General features: G+C 41.2%; 20 protein-coding genes and 2 pseudogenes. 9 read left to right on the top strand and 13 right to left on the bottom strand.

All coding sequences use genetic code 11. The features are described from left to right. Nucleotides 1-80 precede the first annotated feature (80 nt). Both AXI57_RS16055 and htpX read right to left on the bottom strand, forming a co-directional pair. A complete protein-coding gene (locus AXI57_RS16055; protein WP_010788417.1) occupies nt 81-1,430 on the bottom strand; it encodes a TrkH family potassium uptake protein in 1,350 nt (449 codons plus the stop codon). A gap of 183 nt (nt 1,431-1,613) precedes the next feature. Continuing rightward, nucleotides 1,614-2,510 (bottom strand): protease HtpX, encoded by an 897-nt coding sequence (htpX, locus tag AXI57_RS16050; RefSeq protein ID WP_061670659.1) that lies wholly within the window; start codon nt 2,508-2,510, stop codon nt 1,614-1,616. A gap of 172 nt (nt 2,511-2,682) precedes the next feature. Here htpX and AXI57_RS16045 point away from each other — a divergent pair, with 172 nt between their 5' ends. Both AXI57_RS16045 and AXI57_RS16040 read left to right on the top strand, forming a co-directional pair. Beyond that, on the top strand, nt 2,683-3,384 hold the full coding sequence (locus AXI57_RS16045; protein ID WP_061670657.1) for a DUF1836 domain-containing protein: 702 nt from the start codon (nt 2,683-2,685) through the stop codon (nt 3,382-3,384). Nucleotides 3,385-3,516: 132 nt separating this feature from the next. Beyond that, nucleotides 3,517-3,711, top strand: coding sequence for an alpha/beta-type small acid-soluble spore protein (locus AXI57_RS16040; protein ID WP_003327336.1), 195 nt, complete (start codon nt 3,517-3,519; stop codon nt 3,709-3,711). Between the two features lies 1 nt (nt 3,712). Here AXI57_RS16040 and AXI57_RS16035 read toward each other — a convergent pair whose 3' ends face one another. The 4 genes from AXI57_RS16035 to AXI57_RS16020 form a co-directional block, all read right to left on the bottom strand. Beyond that, complete coding sequence (locus AXI57_RS16035; protein ID WP_061670655.1) at nt 3,713-4,873, bottom strand: anti-sigma factor domain-containing protein; 1,161 nt, start codon at nt 4,871-4,873, stop codon at nt 3,713-3,715. After that, nucleotides 4,870-5,625, bottom strand: a complete 756-nt coding sequence (sigI, locus tag AXI57_RS16030; RefSeq protein WP_003327338.1) for an RNA polymerase sigma factor SigI — start codon at nt 5,623-5,625, stop codon at nt 4,870-4,872. The genes AXI57_RS16035 and sigI overlap by 4 nt, the downstream gene beginning before the upstream one ends. 268 nt (nt 5,626-5,893) lie before the next feature. Next, nucleotides 5,894-6,688 carry a TerC family protein gene (locus AXI57_RS16025; RefSeq protein ID WP_061670654.1) on the bottom strand — a complete coding sequence of 265 codons (795 nt, stop codon included), beginning with the start codon at nt 6,686-6,688 and terminating at the stop codon, nt 5,894-5,896. Nucleotides 6,689-6,947: 259 nt separating this feature from the next. Further along, nucleotides 6,948-7,586 (bottom strand): DedA family protein, encoded by a 639-nt coding sequence (locus AXI57_RS16020; RefSeq protein ID WP_003327341.1) that lies wholly within the window; start codon nt 7,584-7,586, stop codon nt 6,948-6,950. Nucleotides 7,587-7,824: 238 nt separating this feature from the next. Between AXI57_RS16020 and AXI57_RS22530 the strand changes: the two are divergent. Next, nucleotides 7,825-8,279, top strand: a pseudogene (locus AXI57_RS22530) (MHYT domain-containing protein); the annotation flags it as partial. A gap of 19 nt (nt 8,280-8,298) precedes the next feature. Here AXI57_RS22530 and AXI57_RS22570 read toward each other — a convergent pair. Then, nucleotides 8,299-8,818 (bottom strand): annotated as a pseudogene (locus tag AXI57_RS22570) (diguanylate cyclase domain-containing protein); the annotation flags it as partial. A 129-nt stretch (nt 8,819-8,947) separates the two neighbouring features. On the opposite strand from AXI57_RS22570, the gene ku reads away from it, so the two are divergent. Together ku and AXI57_RS15995 are read left to right on the top strand one after the other, a co-directional pair. Continuing rightward, a complete protein-coding gene (ku, locus tag AXI57_RS16000) occupies nt 8,948-9,832 on the top strand; it encodes a non-homologous end joining protein Ku (protein WP_003327345.1) in 885 nt (294 codons plus the stop codon). A gap of 15 nt (nt 9,833-9,847) precedes the next feature. After that, nucleotides 9,848-11,671, top strand: a complete 1,824-nt coding sequence (locus AXI57_RS15995) for a DNA ligase D (protein WP_061670652.1) — start codon at nt 9,848-9,850, stop codon at nt 11,669-11,671. Between the two features lie 23 nt (nt 11,672-11,694). Here the strand turns inward: AXI57_RS15995 and AXI57_RS15990 are convergent, their stop codons facing one another. After that, nucleotides 11,695-12,711, bottom strand: a complete 1,017-nt coding sequence (locus AXI57_RS15990) for a glycosyltransferase family 2 protein (RefSeq protein WP_003327347.1) — start codon at nt 12,709-12,711, stop codon at nt 11,695-11,697. Nucleotides 12,712-12,723: 12 nt separating this feature from the next. Continuing rightward, nucleotides 12,724-14,418, bottom strand: coding sequence for a DUF6044 family protein (locus tag AXI57_RS15985; protein ID WP_061670651.1), 1,695 nt, complete (start codon nt 14,416-14,418; stop codon nt 12,724-12,726). Nucleotides 14,419-14,622: 204 nt separating this feature from the next. On the opposite strand from AXI57_RS15985, the gene AXI57_RS15980 reads away from it, so the two are divergent. Continuing rightward, the gene (locus AXI57_RS15980) at nt 14,623-16,194 is read left to right on the top strand and encodes an alkaline phosphatase family protein (protein WP_061670649.1); all 1,572 of its coding nucleotides are present in this window, start codon (nt 14,623-14,625) and stop codon (nt 16,192-16,194) included. Between the two features lie 143 nt (nt 16,195-16,337). Continuing rightward, a complete protein-coding gene (locus AXI57_RS15975) occupies nt 16,338-17,153 on the top strand; it encodes a metallophosphoesterase (protein ID WP_061670646.1) in 816 nt (271 codons plus the stop codon). Nucleotides 17,154-17,181: 28 nt separating this feature from the next. On the opposite strand, the gene AXI57_RS15970 is transcribed toward AXI57_RS15975, so the two are convergent. After that, the gene (locus AXI57_RS15970) at nt 17,182-17,733 is read right to left on the bottom strand and encodes a YkoP family protein (RefSeq protein ID WP_061670644.1); all 552 of its coding nucleotides are present in this window, start codon (nt 17,731-17,733) and stop codon (nt 17,182-17,184) included. A 101-nt stretch (nt 17,734-17,834) separates the two neighbouring features. Between AXI57_RS15970 and AXI57_RS15965 the strand changes: the two genes are divergently transcribed. Beyond that, nucleotides 17,835-18,938 (top strand): MGDG synthase family glycosyltransferase, encoded by a 1,104-nt coding sequence (locus AXI57_RS15965; RefSeq protein WP_061670643.1) that lies wholly within the window; start codon nt 17,835-17,837, stop codon nt 18,936-18,938. An 82-nt stretch (nt 18,939-19,020) separates the two neighbouring features. Here the strand turns inward: AXI57_RS15965 and AXI57_RS15960 are convergent, their stop codons facing one another. From AXI57_RS15960 to AXI57_RS21455, 3 genes are all read right to left on the bottom strand, one after another. Further along, nucleotides 19,021-19,485, bottom strand: coding sequence for a MarR family winged helix-turn-helix transcriptional regulator (locus AXI57_RS15960; protein WP_010788404.1), 465 nt, complete (start codon nt 19,483-19,485; stop codon nt 19,021-19,023). 145 nt (nt 19,486-19,630) lie between these two features. Beyond that, nucleotides 19,631-19,813 carry a Fur-regulated basic protein FbpA gene (locus AXI57_RS15955; RefSeq protein ID WP_061670641.1) on the bottom strand — a complete coding sequence of 61 codons (183 nt, stop codon included), beginning with the start codon at nt 19,811-19,813 and terminating at the stop codon, nt 19,631-19,633. An 88-nt stretch (nt 19,814-19,901) separates the two neighbouring features. Further along, entirely contained in the window at nt 19,902-20,057 is a 156-nt protein-coding gene (locus tag AXI57_RS21455) for a hypothetical protein (protein WP_141292134.1), read from the bottom strand. 192 nt (nt 20,058-20,249) lie between these two features. Here AXI57_RS21455 and tnrA point away from each other — a divergent pair, with 192 nt between their 5' ends. Beyond that, nucleotides 20,250-20,582, top strand: a complete 333-nt coding sequence (tnrA, locus tag AXI57_RS15950) for a MerR family transcriptional regulator (RefSeq protein WP_003327358.1) — start codon at nt 20,250-20,252, stop codon at nt 20,580-20,582. Nucleotides 20,583-20,590: the final 8 nt, after the last annotated feature.

Raw genomic sequence — 20,590 nt, 5'->3', positions numbered from 1 at the left:
GTTAGAATCTCCAACGGGTAAATCGCCACACATCTTTTTTTTGGCAATTAAAAAACACCGCGCAAGGGGCGGTGTTTTTCTTATCCGATAATCACTCTTTCCTTCGGATAATGGTAATTGGCTTCTATCTCCTTCCGGCCGATTAAATACAGGAAAGTAAGGATGCCGATACGTCCGATGAACATGACAACCATGATCACACATTTTCCGATGTCGCTTAAATCAGCCGTAATTCCCAGCGACAAGCCGGTTGTACCGAACGCAGAGCATACTTCAAACAACAGCTCGAGCAGAGAGTGTTTTTCAGTAATGGTTAAGATGAGTGTCGATCCAAAAACGAGCAGGATGGCCATCATTGTCACGACGAGAGATTTCATTAAATCTGCAGGATGAAGCTCTCGCTTAAAGACCTTGACCGCTTTATTCCCGCGGGCAAAATGAAACAACGCGAGCAGATTCAGCGCAAAAGTCGTCGTCCGGATTCCTCCGCCGACAGAGCTTGGCGAAGCGCCGATAAACATGAGCGCGCATATTAAAAATAATGTCGGCTCTGACAGCTGGCTGATATCTATCGTTGCCATTCCCCCGCTTCGAGTGGCGGTTGACTGGAACAATGATAAAAATAAAATGTCATGCCACGATTTCCCTGCAAATGAGTGTTTGGCTTCGAGTACAAATACACCCACCGCTCCGAAAAACACGAGGAATCCAAACGTAATCGTCGTCAGTTTCGTAAATAGAGTGAATGGGTATCTGCGCTGCTTTGAAAACAGAAAATCCTTCACTTCCACAAGAACCGGAAATCCGATGGCGCCTAAAATAATCAGCAGCATTGTAATAAATTGCACGAAATAATCATGCCTAAATGGAACCATCGAATTCCCCGTAATATCAAAACCGCCATTTGTTGTGGCGCTCACACTGGCGAAAAAGCCGTGTAAATATGCTTCTGAAAAAGAATCGTAATAAGTAAGGAAATACGTTCCTAGTATAAGCCCTCCAAAAAATTCGATCCATAATATGAGAAAAAGCACCTGTTTCATAAGATTGACGATGCCGGAGAATTGCGTCTGGTTTTGATCCACCATAATCAGTTTGCGCTCTTTAAGTCCGATCCGTTTCCCCATGATCAGCCAGATAAAGGTTCCTAACGTCATAATGCCGATTCCGCCAAATTGCAGTACAAACGCAAGTATCACAATACCTGTCGTACTGAATGTGTCGGCTGTACTCACAACGGTCAGACCTGTGACACTGACTGAGCTGACCGCAGTAAAAAGAGCATCTATAAACGACCAGTGCGCTCCCTGCTTATGGGCGGCAGGCAGGCTCAGTAATATAAACGCAACCGTGACTGCCAAGAAGTAATATAAAGCAATCAATTGGGCCGGCGATAATACTTGTATGAGTTTTCCAAGCTTAAATTTCATGTATATTCCTTCTGCCTCTCATTTTTAGTACGTAATTATTCTAAAGATATTAGTCCGTTTTTTAAAGGCTTTTTTCTTAATTTGTGTATTTTATCATCGTTCTAGCCAAAAGAACACATACTTGTGTTCTTTTTAATAAAAAAACCCTCTGAACAAGGTTCAAAGGGTGATAGAAGTTTTCATTTATTTAGCTTCCAAACGGCGGATTCTTTCGTCTAAGTCCGGGTGGGTGGAGAAAAGGGAAGAATGCTTTTTCCCATTGATTTTCAATGTCTGCACTGCTGTCTGTTCCTCTTCCACCACGCGTGAAGAGTAGTGTTTCAGCGTTTGCAGGGCATGAATCATTTTATCCTTTCCGGCAAGGTCCGCTCCTCCGCGGTCAGCATGAAACTCCCGATGACGCGAGTATGCGAACACCACGAGACTTCCGAGAATCGAAAACACAATTTGAAACACAATCACCGCGATAAAATGAACAATCGGGGCAAGGTCTTCTTTTACAAAACGGCTTGCGATCCAGGCTGCGATACGCGATAAGAACACAACAAACGTATTCACGATACCTTGGAGAAGCGTCATCGTCACCATGTCACCGTTGGCGATATGAGCCACCTCATGGGCAAGCACGCCTTCAACCGCAGCGTCATCCATTTGCTGCAAAAGGCCTGAAGATACAGCGACAAGGGAACGGCGTTTTGACGGCCCCGTGGCAAACGCATTAACCTCGGATGAGTTATAAATCCCAACCTCAGGCATTTTCGTTAAACCGGCGGCACGCGACAATCTGTGTACCCGGTCGACCAATTGCTGTTCATCGTGGCTTAGCGCTTGCTTCTCTGGGTTCAGCACTCTGACGCCCATCATCATTTTCGCCATCCATCTGGACATCAGGAGGGACATAAAGGAACCGACAAAGCCTACGACAAGACTGAAGACCAGCAGCGCACCTACATTTATCCGGCCATCACCCGTGAAATACGTTCCGACGCCTGTCGCCGCGCCAATGATGGAAAGCACAATCCCAATGGTTGTGATGACCAAAATATTTGTTAAAATAAACAGAAATATTCTTTTCGCCATAATTACCTCCGTCATTTTAAGTTCTAATGAACCTGTATGTAATAAATTATAAATCATCTATTTGAAAATGCAAGGATTTAGACGTATGATGTTTATGTTGAAAATTGGCGCATAAGCAAATGAAATCATATTTCTTAATTTTTCTGCGTCAAAATGAATCATGAGGTGAATGATGAACACTTTTAAACTCACTCGAACAGAAATGGTCAAACTGCTTTACGCCTTAAAAGGACAAGGTGAAACAAGCCCTCTTCAAATTTTGATCAAATCAGCGAATATGACGTTAGAAGAAGCGGAAAATCATCTTTATATCCCTGAATTTCTTACCAGATACGAACGAAAAAAACAGAAAAAAGAATATGGATTGTCCACTAACGAAATCGTTGAACTTGGAAATTTATGCGAGCTTACGTCATTAAAATCGACGGCAATTCAAAATTGGGTCAAACGAGATATCAAAGACCTGATGGGCCATCCTGAGCTTGGCAAAAAGTATTCGATTGAACAAGTTGTCATTCTTTTAATTGTACGGGATTTAAAATCAATTTATGACTTTGAAAGCATCCGCGCCATATTAAAAGTTGTCTTTAACACCATTACGGACAGGACCGATGATATTATCAGCCCGATCTCCTATTACGAAAGCTGCGCCCTCGTGCTTGATTTCATGCACCATCAAGTAAGCGCATCATTGAAAGAAGCCAGATTGCAGCCGCTTGTTGAAAAGCAAACAGACCTGCTCCGTGACCGCTTTAAAGAGCTCAATGATCCGCAATGGAAAAAAATAAGGCAGATTATCGCGGTGACCGTACTCTCTGTTTTATCGTTTCATATCCAGGCGACAGCGCTCCAAATGACTTCTGACATTCTATAGTAAGCCCCTCGTTCCCGGCCGTTATGCCGGGTTTTTTACTTTCTCCACAACAATTGCCAGCATAAAAAGAAGGATCTCACTTCAAACTAATCATGCGTAAAGAATCTTTCCAGAGAAAAGGAGATGAAAAAGATGGCGAGCAGAAATAAACTCGTTGTTCCAGGGGCTGAGCAGGCACTAGACCAATTTAAATACGAAGTAGCTCAAGAATTCGGCGTTAATCTTGGCTCTGATACAGTAGCGCGTTCTAACGGCTCTGTAGGCGGAGAAATGACAAAGCGTCTTGTACAGCAAGCACAATCACAATTAAACGGACAAAACAAATAAATCAATTGGCATATTCGCCGGGAATTCTCGGCGAATTCTCTTTTTGATTTGATTCGCTGCCGTTTCTATAGCCATTAGGATTCCGGCGGTCAGAAGAATTATAATTCCGGTGATATGAAGAATCATGTTCCCCTCTTTCCCGCTTCCCATTTTTATATTCCCGGCTGTCATGCTTGCCCTTATACTCTTCATCTTTTCCTTTATCTTGAGGATCTTGTGTTGGGGTTTGCTCTGTTTCCCCATCCTTTTCTGCATTTGTTTTCTCTTCTGATTCATTTACATTCGTATCTTTATCGCTTTTTTGATCATCTTGATCTGTCGACTCTTCTTTCTGTTCGCCTGAATCCGACTCGTTTAATTGTTCATTGTCTTCTTTTTGGCTGTTTTCCTGGTCTGTTTGCGGATTATCCCCCTCGTTTACAGACTCTTTTTCGTTCTCTGTATCATTTTGATCACCGTTATTTGAATCCTCATCCGTCTTTTCTTTATTGTTTTTCTTTTCATTTTGTCTGATATAAGTGCCTGTTGACATTCCTTCTTTTTTTGCTTTTTCTCTTGTATCCAAATCGGATTCAAGGGATTCCATATGGTATGTTTTCTTATATTTGTTTGTCACGTCACTCAGTTGTTTTTTCACGCCTGATTTATATGTATCGTCTTTTGTGTTCTCGTAAACTGTGGAAATCAAAATTTCTTTGGATTCCTTTACATATCCTTGTTCGCTGCAATCGGTAATAATAGCATCAATAACCTGCTTGAAGTCAGACTTCTCCCAATCATTAATATCACTGACAATCCGTTTCCCTTCATCATTCAGAGGCGTCAGCTCAATTACTTCGTATTCGCTGTTCAAAGCCATCTCAAAGCTCGGATTAATATCAATTGTCATGTACGCATAGGCTTTGTTGTTTGAAAAAACGGGGAGCACCATAAAAATAAAAAGCATAATAGCAGTCATCGTAAAAATCCCCATTTTGAAAGGGCGCAGTCTGAGAATATCAAAAAAGCTGGCCCTTCTGCCCATACGAGTCTCACTCGGAAACATAATTTCTTCTCCGATTTCACCGTTATGGCGATCATTTTTTGTTTTTAAAAATTGTCCGTCAGGGGTCAGCAACGTGACAGATTTTTTATTTTTTTCTACTATGATCCCTCTTCTCATGAGTGCAGCACCCCTTTAAGATAATCTTTCAAATACACATAATCACCTGTAATAATAATACACATGGCAATAATATATTTTCTGTTTCGTTCAATTGTTTTTCTGCTCACTGTGACGAGCTGCTCCAGCTGTTTTACCGGCAGCTGCTTCTTTTGGTAAAGGATAGCGGCTAATTCTTCATGCTCCACAAGCGTAACCGCAACCTTTATGGCATTTTGCCTTGCGTCTGAATGCTTTGGCGAGTGGTCGAGCAGTTCTTGAAAAGTAAGACCGTACTCTTTGAGCTGCTTTTGGAAATAGAGAATTTCCTCACGCCGCTGCTCCTGCTCTATCAGGCGGTGGTACTCATCAATGGAAAGCTCCGCTTCAATCAGGCTTTGCGAAGATTCCTGATCGTCCCCCTCCTGTAAATCCATATTAATATTTTGCGCGTTTCTTGCTTCTTTTCTGATATAGTCAATTACTTTTCTTTTTATAATAAGCTCTGCGAATGCGAGCAGCGAGTTGCCTTTTTCAGCTGAATATTTTTCGATTGCTTCGTTAAATGCGATCAGCCCGATGCTGAACTCATCGTCTTTTTCATCTATATATCGTTTACAAACGGATGAAACCGTCTTGGCGATAAAAGGCTTATACTGCTGTATTAATTCATTTTGAAGTTCTTTATTGCCTTTTTGGATGCTTTCAACAGATTTCTCAAGCGTTTGTTTCTTTCTTCCCAATTTAAACAAAAGGCTAAGCACTGGTTTCACCTCAGTTCCTCCCTATAACTACTCATTAATGATAGCTAATTTGATAGGGATTCGCAAAGGAAGAAAAAGAGAAATTGATTTCCATTGTCTCAATTATGACAAAACCATTAAGATGTCCTATACATGATTTCGTGCTTCTATAAAGAATTAAGGGGGTTTCAGGAAGTGTTTTTGTAACAAAGCTGTTAATAAAATGTCATCATATGTCGGGCATGGAAGCGTTTTAAATACAAAAAATCTCTGCTTCGTTAAAAGCAGAGACGATAGCTTACGCCCTTTCTCTTTTGCCGTTTTCTTGTTCTTCCAATGATTCTTCCGATTGTTTTTTTCCGCCTGACATAAACCAGCCGCAAACAGCAATAGCTGCCAATACCAACCAGAAAATCAGCTTCCATGTGCCTGAATGAATAAAATGTTCGGATACAACCCCGATGTCCTCGTGAGCGAGTGTATATAATGCAAGCTTGACCCCTACCCACCCTACGATGGCAAATGCTGCGGTTTCCAGGCTTGGACGTTCTTTCAATAGCTTAACGAACATTGATGCCGCAAAACGCATGATGATAAGTCCGATGATTCCTCCGGCCAAAATAACGATGAATTGTCCTCCGTCAAGACCTCCGATTGGCGGAAGTGATGTTGCGGGAAGTGTAACTGCAAGCGCGACGGCGGCTAAAATCGAATCAACCGCAAAGGCGATATCGGCGAGCTCCACTTTTAAGACTGTCGGCCAAAAGCCGCTTTTTTTCGGAACTTTCTTGCTGTCTTCTTTTTTAAATACGAATCGTTTCAGCAGGTGGCTGATGGCGATATACAGTAAATAAACGGCGCCGATCGCCTGAACCTGCCATACATTCACTAAAAACGAAATGGCGAACAAAGATCCGAACCTCAGAACAAACGCACCCGCAAGGCCGTAAAATAACGCTTTTTTTCTTTGTTTCTCCGGCAGGTGTTTTACCATTACGGCCATAACCAACGCGTTATCTGCGGCCAAAATACCTTCCAGCCCGATCAAAACGAGAAGAACCCAACCATACTCTAATAATAATGCTGCATCCATATAAAATACCCTCCCAATAAGTTGTTTTCTTTCTCTCATCCGATCTTATGCCGGCAGTATTTTCATACAAAAAAGACCTTTGCCGACATAAGGCAAAGGTCTTGCTAGACATGATTAACAACAGGCATGCCAACAAAGCCGATGGATGTGATCCATGAATTGACGACTTTGTTTCCGGTATATCCGGACGCTACTCCCCTTTGGGATTTCAAGAAATATTTAAATTATAAGATAATAATAATCGCTGCCATTTCTTTTGTCAACGCTTATCTTTATTTAAAAATACAGAAAGATTTTCAGATTTGCTCTTCTTTTTCTTTTTTTTCATAAATAAGTAGATGGCGAACACTAAAACAATACATATCCCGGCCGGCAGCATATATTGATCAAGAATTGAGCCTACTTCTTTCCAGTTTTGTCCGAGTTTCACACCTAAATAGACATAAACAAACGTGATCGGAAGCATAGCTAAAAATGTATAAACCGAAAACGCCCAGACATTCATTTTAGCTATTCCGCACGGTATGGAGATCAGCGTACGGACCCCCGGCAGAAATCGCCCGCTGAATGCCACAAAACCGCCGTGCTTTTGAAAGAATTGATCCGACTTATCAAGCGCCTCAGGCTTTATAAATATGTATTTCCCAAACCTCTCAAGAAACGGCCTTCCGCCATATCTCCCGATCCAATACAATGTCAGCGGTCCCGCGACTCCTCCGAGAGATCCTGCTATTATGACTCCGATAAGCGTCATATCACCTTTGGATACCCAATAGCCCGCAAGCGGAAGCACGATTTCAGCCGGTATAAATTCAATACAGAGCGCCAGAAAGATTCCAAAATAAGATAAACTTTTAAATGCCTCTATCAGTTGCATAACTAATGCTTCGATAATCATCACTTCCCCTTACTTTATCTATTCTATAATACATCACACATTCGTTTTTTGGTCAGAAGGCAAAACATCAGAATGATTTTAACATATTTTTATATAGTTAAAGTAATAAAAACCAATGGCACTTGCGCTTTTGTATTTTTCATAATCAGACTGCTGTATACACAGCCGATATAAATAACAATCAACAGGATGGGTCGGGAAGCGGGGATTTGAATTTAGAAATGATGATAGCGCATTTATACTTTTATCTATTATTATCGCTTGCGCTGCCTCATATACATCGCTTGAAAAGTCACATTTAAAAAATAAACTTTGGCTGATCGCGGGATTATGGGCTTTGGCATTTGGGCCAGCATTTTATCGGTATGATGGCTTTTCATACCGGAATGATTATGCAATATGATATGGTTCCGCTGGCTGCTTCGGTCTCTGCCGCTATTTCAGGATCATTTGTGTCTTTATATATTGTCGGCAGGCGAATTTTGACATTTTACCGCCTTTTGTACCGATTCGCTTATGATGGATGTTTCTATCGCCTCTATGCATTTTATAGGCATGGATTCCATTTCCCGGGTAATTATTGTGTATGATCCTTTCTTTTCACGGCTTCTGTCTTGGCGGTGATTGCACCTGCTTTTCGTCTCTTTAAAAATTTTCTTCTGTTTGAAAACATCTGAGCGCCTTGTGATATATAGTTCATGAGCTTAAGCCCATCTATTCCGTCTCTGGGGGATACGGCGATGCCTGTGCTGACTGAAGTGATCAATTGGCGCTGCTCGATCAAATATATCTCATCTGTGACTGTTTGGTGTTTGTCAAAATAATAATAAATTCATCTCCGCCTAAGCGGGCGATAAATCCATTGTCGGGGATGGCGGAAGAAAGGCGCTTTGCCGTTAGCTGGAGCAGCTGGTCACCGATATTATGCCCTAAAGCGTCATTGATGACTTTGGACCTGTTTAAATCTTAAAAAAACACGGTTGTTTCTTGTTGTAGAGCATTGGTGCGATTCAACGTTAGATTAAGATGATACATTCCTATTTCTGTTGTCAGGTCAACATCTGTTGATCGCTTGTTTGTCTTTTTTTACTTGCAGAAAAAAACTCTGAGAACCGAACGAATACGCCCTTTGATGTCAACAATATCCTTGCCTGCACGATTGGAAGAGATCATTTCCCCTGTTAGAGATAAAATGAAATAGCGTCAATATTTTGCATGATTAAAGACTGAAAGATCAGCTTGAACACTTTTTTCTGAAACAGCCGGCGCTTTATGAGTTCCGGTGTCTTTTGCATCCATAAGTTTCTATACATGAATATACCCCATTCCTTGCACAATAATGAAAAAAGGGGTTTATTTTTATGCATACGATGTGGAAGGGCTCTATCAGCTTCGGCCTTGTCAATATTCCGATCAAGCTCTACGCAGCCACGGAAGACAAGGATATTAAATTGCGCAGCCTTCATAAAGAGTGCCACGCGCCGATCAAATATGAAAAAAAATGCACGAGCTGCGAAAAGACTCTCGCTCCCGATGAAATCGTTAAGGGATATGAATATGTGAAGGGCAAATATGTCATTCTTACAGATGAAGAGCTGAAAGAATTAAAACAGGAACACGAAGAAAAAGCAGTCGAGATAGTCGACTTTGTTCAGCTGAAGGAAATTGATCCGATCTATTTTAACCGCTCTTATTATGTTGGGCCCGGCGATAATGGCTCAAAAGCCTACACTCTCCTTCGGGAAGCACTGAGGACGACCGAAAAAATCGGGATCGCAACCATTACAATCCGGTCTAAACAGCAGCTTGCCGTTCTCCGTGTGTATGAAAATTGTATCCTGATGGAATCCATTCATTATCCGGATGAAGTCAGAAGCGCTGCCCATGTGCCCGGTGTTCCTGATCAATCGAATGTAAATGATAAAGAATTGCAAACGGCCATCACATTAATTGATGAGCTGACAACTGATTTTCAGCCTGAACAATATGAAGATACCTACCGGAAAGCCATCATGCAAAAAATAAACGACAAGCTGGAAAATAAAGAAACAGCCGTCACACCTGGTACAGCCGCTCCTCGAGAAGACGTGATCGATTTGGTCAGCGCTCTTCAGGCAAGCATCGACCGGACTAAACGGCCGAAACAAGACAAAGCTGCTTCTCCGCCAGCAACGCCTGCCGCACCGAAAGGAGCCGGAGAAAAAAAGCGGAAAACGACTAGAAAAAAAGCCTCCGGCACATCATAATTGGCGGCGCTCACCATGCAGCCTGTTCTCACTTCGTCACCGCCTGAAGGAGACGAATGGCGCTATGAAGTAAAATATGACGGATTTCGTTGTATTCTTCATGTGACAGAATCAGGTGTTACATTAACGAGCAGAAATGGGCAGCTTTTTAACAGCACGTTTCCGGAAATTACACAATACGCAGAAAATGTGTTTCAAAAAATGAATAAAAGCCTTCCGTTAACAATTGACGGAGAAATTGTATTTTTGATGAACCCCTTCCGCTCTGATTTTGAACACGTTCAAGTACGCGGACGGATGAAAAATCAGGAGGCCATCAAAAAATTGGCGGACAGCCGCCCTTGCAGCTTTCTCGCCTTCGATCTTTTGGAAAGGGACGGGACCGATATATCGTCTCTTCCATATACCGAGCGAAAAAGAGAGCTTTCCGAGCTGATGAGATCCGCTGCACTTCCCGTCACTGTCAATCATCTGGCAAAGGAAACCATTCAATACATTCCTGACCACGCCCATTTTAAACCGCTTTGGGAGCAAGTGCAAAAGTATGACGGAGAAGGAATTGTCGCGAAGAAAAAAGGAAGCAAATGGATAGAGAAAAAAAGGACTCCTGATTGGCTTAAGTATAAACATTTTAAAAAGGCGCATGTTTGTTTAACAGGATTTAATCCGAACAACGGATATGTGACGGTATCTGTTTTTAAAAACGGGGGAATAACTCCCGTCGCCTCTGTTTCACACGGAATGAGTGACGAAGAAAAAAACGCAATTCGATCTATTATGGAGGCGCACGGCACAAAAACGCCGGCAGGCGAATATACGCTTGAACCTTCGATTTGTTTGACTGTTCAATATTTAACGATATTAAAAGGCACCCTGCGGGAAGTGTCATTTGTTTCCTTTGAATTCGAGATGGAACCCGCGGCATGCACTTACGAACAACTGGTGCGCCAGTCAAAAACATTGCACCCTAAGCTGGAATTCACAAGTCTCGATAAAGTCATTTTTGAAAAAAAGAAGCGGACGAAAGAGGATTTTATTACGTATATCATTGAAATCAGTGACTTTCTGTTCCCTTTTCTCAAAGACCGGGCTGTGACTGTTATTCGGTTTCCGCACGGGTCAAAGAGTGAATCTTTCTTTCAAAAAAATAAGCCGGATTACACGCCTGATTTTGTTCATTCCTTTTTTGACGGCAGCCATGAACATATTGTTTGTGAGGATATTTCCACATTGTTATGGCTCGCCAATCAGCTCGCCCTGGAATTCCATGTTCCTTTTCAAACCGTATCCAGCCGCCGCCCGTCAGAAATTGTGATTGATTTAGACCCGCCGTCAAAGGATGATTTTCTCATGTCTGTTCACGCGGCTAATGAACTGAAACGATTATTTGACTCGTTCGGCATCTCATCGTTTCCGAAGCTTTCCGGCAACAAAGGCATCCAGCTCTATATCCCTTTGTCGCCCGAAGCCTTTTCTTATGAAGAAACGCGCAGTTTCACCATGCTGATTGCTGATTACTGCACGAACGCGTTTCCTGAGTTGTTCACAACCGAACGCTTCATCAAAAACAGACATGGAAAACTGTATCTTGATTATTTGCAGCATGCGGAAGGTAAAACAATCATCTGTCCTTATTCCACCCGGGGAAACGAGCTGGGCACAGTGGCAGCGCCTCTTTATTGGAATGAAGTGCAAACATCCCTAACTCCCGCCTCTTTTACGATTGATACCGTCGTCAAGCGCGTCAAGGAACAGGGATGCCCCTTTTATGATTTTTACCGGAATCCGCAAGATGAGCCGCTGACAGCGATTTTGCAGCAGCTGAAGAAAAAGAGCTGATTCACCTGATCAGCTCTTTTCCTTTAACTGTATTTTTTCTCTAATAACCGTTCAGTTTCCTGCCGCTGTAACGGGCTCAGAGGTTCGGAGTACAAATCAATATCAACCGCATACTTAGGACGCCTTTTGACTTCAGTAAATATGGTTCCTATATACTCGCCGATAATGCCGATCCCCATCAATTGCAATCCCCCCAGAAACCAGATTGAAATAATGAGCGATGCCCACCCTGCATTCGTATAGCCAAGCATTTTTTGAATGATAACACCTATTCCCGCCATTGCGCTCAACAAAAACAACAAAAATCCTATCAAAGTGAAAAACCGGATCGGCGCAACACTAAAGGACGTGATTCCGTTAAAAGCAAAGGATAGCATCTTTTTAAGAGGATATTTTGTTTCTCCTGCAACGCGCTCTTTCCGGTCATACATCACTTTTGCCGATCTGAATCCAATCATAGGAACGATACCGCGTAAAAACAGGTTGGCCTCCGGGTAGCGTCCGAGTTCTTCAAGCGACCTTTTGTTCATCAAACGAAAGTCGGCATGATTATAGATTAACTGAATACCGAGCTTATTCATTAACCGATAAAAACCTAAAGCTGTTGTGCGTTTGAAAAAGGTATCAGTTTTCCGGCTGCGCCTGACGCCATATACAATCTCACAGCCTTCGTGAAATTTTAAGATAAATTCACGGATCACCGAGATATCGTCCTGCAGGTCGGCATCAATAGAAATCACACAGTCAGAGCGGTGCTTTGCCTTATGCAAGCCGGCTAAAAGCGCTTTTTGATGCCCGACATTACATGCTAATTTCAAACCGGTGACTTTGCTGTTTTTAACGCTTTCCATGGCAATCAAAGACCAGGTTCGATCACGGCTTCCATCATCAACAAATAATATTTTACTTTCTTCTGAAATTAATTTTTCAGCTGTTAAACTGTTTAAAACGGAAGTCAGCTGTCTGCTTGTCTCTTCAAAGACTTCTTCTTCATTATAACAAGGAACGACAATCGTTAATAATGGCGGTGGCTGTATCACTATGTATCCTCCTCATTTGGCTTCATATAAATAAATGCTCCAGGCAGAGTCTTCATGGTCAAACTTTTTCACGAATTCAAGCTGGTTCCTTTCCGCGTTCAGAATGGGAACTGAAGAAAAAATGTAGCGTCCTCCCATCTCTTTAAACACTGCGGTATTTAATTCGAGATGTTTAATTTTCTTGTTTGAATTTTTTTTAAAGTTATAACGCTTTCCGAGTTCATCGACAAATACATAACAACGGCTGCCCCATTCATCGAAATATCGTTTCAATCGCCCGTTTTTTTCCAGCTCTTTGGCGATTATTTTCCGAAATTGATATTTGTATGAAAGCGGATAGAGATTATTGTACGTGTCCAGTGTGTAAAAGCCATTATACTGGGAGATCGCCGGGTGAAGGCCGATGCTCGCGACACGGTAATTGTCTTGCGGAAGTCCGATATACTCCTTGATCTCATTAAATTGTTCAGTTGCGTAAAATTCACGAAATGTCGGGGCGTGATAGTGAACGCCGTACGTATATTCTTCATTAAAAGGGACCAATACCATCAGCTGGGCGGCTAGAGCGGCAGATACGAATATCTTCCACTTCTTCCCCATCTGCCATAAAAGATAGCAGGCAATGGCAAAGCTCAGATAAATGACCAATGGGCGCAAAAAATGAAACCGGGCAAAGTTAAAAGCCGCTAAAAAATCAAATTTCTCCTTCGGCACAGTCCAAATTTTATTGAACCAAAACGCATACCATAACGACAGCGCATAATTGAAGACGAACAAAAAAAGAAATACTTTCTCTAGCTGCGTTTTGTTTCGTCTCCATAAAACGATAGCGAACACAAGCAAAAGAATCGGAAGAATAATAAAGGTATGGACTGTCATCACATGATTATGCCCTAAAACAAAATTTTTCAAGGACAGCCGTATGGAATGCCAAAATTCATGCCTTGATGATACAAATTCAACCCGATGCATCGTTTCCTGTGAATTTATCATAGAATAGACAAGCCGATATTCGACCAACAGAAAAATGCCTGTCATAAAAGCAATGCTTCCTAAAAACGGCAGATTCCAATCTCGTTTGACAATCACATCGTACAGCCAGAGACATGCAACGGCTGCAAGGAAAAAGAAGAATCCCAGTACAAAACTAGAATAAAGAGGCAGCAAGGCAAGGGTGATCCACTCTTTCCATGAGAAATCCCGCTTCCGAATATTCAAAAAGGCCCATAGCGCCAGCGGATATCCAAGTGTACTCAGCATTCCGGAAGGCCAAAAAGGCGTTAAGGCAAACGCGAGTGATACGCCAATACGAATCAGATAGGCTTTTTCATCACAGATAAAATGCTTCCTTAAGAGCAGATACATGCCGAAAAAAGCGACCACTCTAGTAATCGTTTGACTTAAAGCGTAGGCTGTCATCGAAGGAAACAGCGCATGCAGCCAAACAATTCCGCTCCACTCTGTTCCATAAGCATCACGGGGCAGCCCATTGATAATCTGGGGAACCGTTGCGTCGACCTCTCCGTTTATTTCTCCGCTTTCAGCCAGCACTTTATACCAGGCAATATTAGAATCCAAATTATCATGTACGCGTATGTGGGCATCTTCCTTTAAAATGTAAAGGGGCGATACATATAGCAACAGCAGAAATAAGGCAATAAACAGATAGATTATTTCTTTCTTTTTCAGTCGTTCTAAAATAAACATTGCTTACACACCCATACTGTTTTCTTTAGCAACTCTCGATCTTTCATCATGTAACACACATTATTATCTCTATTACGTTCTATAAAATTCATCAGATGACAATAAATTCTAAAAAACAAAGTGCCTCAGTATAATTCGCACACGTTTTACGAAATATACGAAAGAAGAACTGACAGAAAGACTGGATTAAAGGAATGAAACCATTTGAATAAAATCAAGATTATCACGCTGGCCGTTATCATTGCATTGATTGTCGGAGCGTATATTATGCTGAAACCATATCCGGGATTAACGAAAAAGCAAAAAGATGCCATTCGTCCTTCTTCAAGGCCCGTGGTTGTCTTTCTCATTGATTCCTTGATGGACAAACCCTTACAAAAAGCGATTAAAGAAAATCGGGCACCGGCACTTTCATTCTTAATGGAAAACGGGCATTATTTCCCTCGAATGGTCAGCGCCTATCCTACGATGTCTGTTACAATAGACAGCACACTGCTGACCGGGTCTTATTCAAATCTTCATCACCTTCCAGGTCTGGTGTGGTATAACGAAGATGAAAATCGACTGGTTAACTACGGCAGTGATAAAAAAGAATTGATGGCGCTTGGCCTTAAACAGTCACTGAAAGACGGCATGTACAATTTAAATAATAAACATTTGAACCAATCGGCCGAAACGATTCATGAAGCTTTGGATAAACAAGGAAAACAGTCTGCCTCCATCAATGGGCTCATTTACCGTGGGAATACCAAGCATGAGTTGGACACGCCAAGATTGTTAGACATGTTTGAGTTATTGCCTGAAAAATTAAAAACAAAGGGACCTTTTTTATTATCATTCGGCAGATTTACCCAATTAAATCCGCACAACCGGTCTAACCATTTATGGCAAGGCTACGGTTTAAACGATACGTTCACTGCTCAAGAAATGAGCTATCTCATTAAACAAAAGAAACTGCCCTCTCTTACCTTGGCCTATATGCCAGATTTAGACCATTCCATTCACAAGAATGGACCGATGGATATCAAAGCGGTTGAAAAAATGGATAAACAGATTCAAGATATGTTTAATACATATGGTTCATGGGATGAGGCTTTAAAAAATACAATATGGATTGTAATGGGAGACAGCGGACAAGCCGCAATAGGAAACGACAAACACAAAGCGTTAATCCGTTTAAAAACACTGTTAAAGGACTACCGCATTCCTAAATTAAGCAAAACGCCGTCTAAAAATGACCAGCTCGTTTTGGGAGTAAACGAACGAATGGCTTTTGTTTACTTGTTAGATCAAAAAATTGCTTTTTCCGATATTGCTTCTAAACTGAATAAGGATCCGCGAATGAACTTTACGGCATGGAAAGAAAATCACTGGATTTATGTGACTTCAGGAGAATCAAATAAGTCACTTCGGTTTCATCCGAACGGGTCCTATAAGGACAAATATAATCAAACATGGAATGTGGAAGGCGATCTGTCGGTGCTCGATCTTTCCGCCGGCAATAAAGTAATCCGTTACGGCGACTATCCCGATGCGCTGGCCCGCCTTTATGGAGCGCTTCATTCTCATAAGGGCCGCTATCTTATTGCCGATGCAAAACCGGGATTTGAATTTGTCGGTGAAAAATCCCCCGCCCACCTCGGCGGAGCCGGTCACGGGTCTTTGCACAAAACGGACACGTATTCTCCGATGATAATTGTTGGCTCTGATAAAACTCCTAAGCACCTTCGGCATACAGATTTAAAAGACTTTTTTATAGAGCTGACGAAGGAATAAAATCTTTGTGACATCTGAACTCATCAAACACGATTCTTTTGAAAAGAATCGTGTTTTTCTCTTTTATCTCTTCTCAAGCCCATTATTTCCCGCTATCATTACAGTTTCATCACGTTATACTGGTAGAAGGGAGGAGATATTGAATGTTTATATTCTTACTTTCTTTGGCTATTATACTCAGCATACCTTTTATATATAGAGCGATTCACAATACGAAAGATGTTAAAGTAAACACGATTACAATCAACCAGAACAATGCCGGTGCATCTAAGAAGCAATTAACGATACTTCATTTATCAGACCTTCATTTAGAAAACATTTCTGTTTCACCGGAACAGCTTTTGGATTTAACGAAGAAAAACTCAATAGACATCATCGCGTTAACGGGGGATTTTCTTGATCGAAAACGAAACATTCCAAAGCTGGCGAACTACTTGGACGCGCTGCAAGAATTGAAACCTAAATATGGAATGTACGCGGTTTTTGGAAATCATGATTATGTGTTAAAAGAAAATGATTTTCAAAGACTGAAACAAGTGTTAGAAGAACACGGGTGCAGAACGCTTCAAAATGAACACGTGCAGATTCAGACTGAAGAAGGATTTTTAAATATAATCGGAATTGATGATTACAGCACGAAACGAAGCAATATCATCGATTCGTATAAGGGACTTAAAGACGGGTATCATCTTGTTTTAACACATGATCCAAACATTGTCCTTGATATGGAAAAGTTCCGTTTTGATTACCTTCTCTCAGGGCATTTTCACGGTGGCCAAATTCATTGGCCTAAGCCCTACCATATGGTTAAAATGGGGAAACTTGTTCGAATGAATATGATAAAAGGGCTGCATTATCATCACGATAAACCTTTTTATATTAGTGAGGGGCTCGGCCAGACCGGCGTTAATATCCGTGTCGGAAGCCGTCCTGAGGTAACCTTCCATCAAATATCATAAAAAAAGAGGCTGTCCTTTAGAAAAGGCATCAGCCTCTTTTTTGATATTTTTGCTGGAGCTTTTCCTTTGAAATTAACAAGTAATATGAATTCGGAATGCTTTGAGCGTTAAATTGCTTTGATGTTAAATATAAAATCGGCAAATGTGTCACCTTTTTAAAAAACCTGTAAAAGTGATTAGAGGGTTTAACGACTTCAAAACCGAGTCTTTCCACTCCCTTATGGAGCATGGTGATTCCAATAATTCCTTTGATGTCATCCCTTTTTTTATGCTTGCTGATATAGTCAACTAAAAGCGGCATAGAAATATAAACCTTTTGATAAATGATCATTCCTTTTCTGACTGCGCTCTCAATGGTCCGCAGTTCTCTCAACAGTTTGATGTTATGAAGATGGATTTTGACTAACACATCATTTTTTTTAATCTTCGTTCCGTCGCTTAATATAATCTGAGCGCCTTTATACCTCGTTAACCTGACGCGAAAAACACTTTGTTTTTCTTTACCAATCACCGTTAACCTCGAAAAAAAGTAATAAATCGGATCAATTATGCCCCAAATTGAGAGGAAACAATTCCTCATATGTTTCACCTTCCTTAACTGTTAAAAAACACCCTTATATTTTGTGATGATTCGTAAAAAATATAGATGGAAAACGTTTTTTATTCTGAAGGAGGACAAGCATGACAAACATTCTGATTTTTCCTTTCCTCAGCATCTCAACCGGTCATCATCATGCGGCCGATTCGCTTCAGATTGAACTCAGTCTCAGATCCCTTCAATCAGAAAAGATTGATATTTTTTCCCATCGTTATAAACGATTAGAAAAGCTTTCCTCTATCACATACTTAAAGTGGATACAACATTTCCCAAAAACATACAGCTGGCTATATCATCTAATGGCCTGCGGACATCATGAAACAAAGAAACGTTATGTGATGTATGAATGGCTGTTTTTGAAAAGCATGAAACAACTGATCAAGGAAAAGCAGCCTGATCTCGTGTTTTGCACCCACGCCCTGCCTTCCTACTTGCTCAATCAACTAAAACGAGAATTCCCGGCTATAAAAGTCGTGAATGTTTACACTGATTTTTTTGTCAATCAGGTATGGGGCCGACAGAATATCGATTATCACTTTGTACCGATCAAGGATATAAAAGAACAGCTCATAGCTGAAGGAGTTGATGAAGGAAAAATATTCCTTACCGGGATACCGATTGATCGAACTTCCACGGCGGAGCCAAAGCTTACACAAGCCGTGAAACACCTTCCCCGTTACACCGTTATGATTACAGGCGGAAGTATGGGAGTCGGAGGAATTTTCAAGCTGATCAAAGAGCTATCGCCCGGCGGAAATATCTCCTACCAAATCTTATGCGGGAAAAACCAAAAGCTCTACCGCTATGTGAAAAGTTTACACAATCCTTTGCTCGAAGCTCTTCCTTACATTCACAGCAAAGCTGAAATGAATCATTTATATCAGCATGCTTCAGGAATCATCACGAAACCCGGCGGCGTTACTGTTAGCGAATGCATAGAAAAAAAGCTGCCGACCTTTATTTATCACGCATTGCCGGGTCAGGAAGAAATGAATTTGAATCTGTTAAAAAAACGCCGGCTTGTGATCAGCTTAGAAAATTGGAAAAAACAGCCGATAGAAGATCAGCTGTTGTCATTTTTTCAATCGAGTGAACATGTCAGACATTATCAGGAACATGTCAGTCAGCACCTTCTTGAAATGTCTGATTGGGATATTCGTGAAATGATCGGAAAAATAATTCTATAGAGGATAGAGAGAAAGAGGAATTCGATTCCGGTGCCAAGCACTAAAAAACACTCCCTAAACAGAGAGTGTGAAAAGCCAAGTTTTAACGGAACAGCAAATGCTGGCTGTGAATACCTGCTTTTTTCAGCAAGCCGATCAGCTGTTCCTGTTCTTCAGGCGAAAGTCCTGAAAACGCTCTCGCAATTCGGAGCGAATGGACCGGGTAAATTTTATCTAGGTAAGCGCTGCCTTTATCCGTCAAATGCGCGTACACGGAGCGCTTGTCCTTCGGGTCCTGCTCCCTGATCAAAAATCCGTTTCTTTCGAGCTTGTCAATTACATAGGTGACGTTTCCGCTGACAAGCAGCAGCCTTGACCCGATTTGCTGCAATTTTTGCGGGCCTCTCGTGTAAAGCAGTTCGAGCACCGCAAATTCAGTCGGATTAAATCCATGCTCTTTACTGTCGCGGATACTGTGTTCAGAAACACTTTTGAAAGCCCTTGCAAAAACCTTGTACAAAGCCATCGCACGCTCAACTTCTTCTTCGTTAAACGATAATCTCATCATATCTACCTCGTATATAGAATTTTTATAAAAAAATAATGAAAACCCTTACATATGATAAGAGTCTTATCTCTCCTAATTATTCAATTCGCTGTTTTTTGTAAAATTCCTGCTCTCTTTACGCAAAAAAATCCCTTATACAAACGGTTTATTTTGTATAAGGGCTTTGCTTTAGGTATGGAATTTTCCGATAAAAATAAGCATATTCTCTTCTCAGTTCGGAAATCGTCATCTCTTTCATTACTTCTTTATTATATACGCCGATTTGGTACAGCTTTTCTGAATAATGGCTTCGTTCTTTTTCTAATGCCGTTTTTAGAAAATTACTCATGGGGCCCTCCTTATTTTTTCGGTATTCTATAAGAAGCATACCAGTTTTAAGTGAATGCAGTATGAATCAAATGTAAAGAAACGATTGATTATGAAGATTTACGGTACAGTCCGTTTTGGACGGATCTCAGCAGTTGAAAAGCGTGGTCCCCGGCAAGCTGTATGAATGCCTCAAGCATTTCATCCCGTTTGATATCTAATTCAATAATTTCCTTTGCCAGCAAGACCGCTTTTTCGTTCTCCATGATTATCCTTCCTCCTCATTACTATTTACATAAAGAATAAAACGCTGTTTTTCTCAGCGCATCATTTTTGTTAATTTTTCTTCCGTTGTTTTTCAAAAAATTTCTAATCCATGTAAGGAAATCTAACAAACGTTAGGTTTTTTCTCTTGTTTTTTTATATACTATGATTAAAAGACATCCAGGGGTGGAAAAATGACCACAGAAGATCGTTCTTATAAAGACAAAAAAGTGATTTCTATCGGAATTGTGAGCGAATTGACAGGATTGTCCGTAAGACAAATCAGATATTATGAGGAACGGAAGCTGATCTATCCCCAGCGATCTTCAAGGGGGACGAGAAAATATTCTTTCGGAGATGTGGAACGGCTGATGGATATTGCGAATAAGCGTGAGGATGGCGTTCAGACGGCAGAGATTCTGAAGGATATGCGCAAGAAAGAACAGGCATTAAAAAATGACCCTCAAGTGCGAAAAAAAATGCTGGAAGGTCAGCTTAATGCGCACTTTAAGTATAGAAACCGCTAAAATATAAA

This window comes from Bacillus atrophaeus, assembly GCF_001584335.1.
GTDB lineage: Bacteria > Bacillota > Bacilli > Bacillales > Bacillaceae > Bacillus > Bacillus atrophaeus.
Note: the sequence above shows the minus strand (reverse complement) of the source record. Positions and strands in the feature narration are given on the sequence as shown.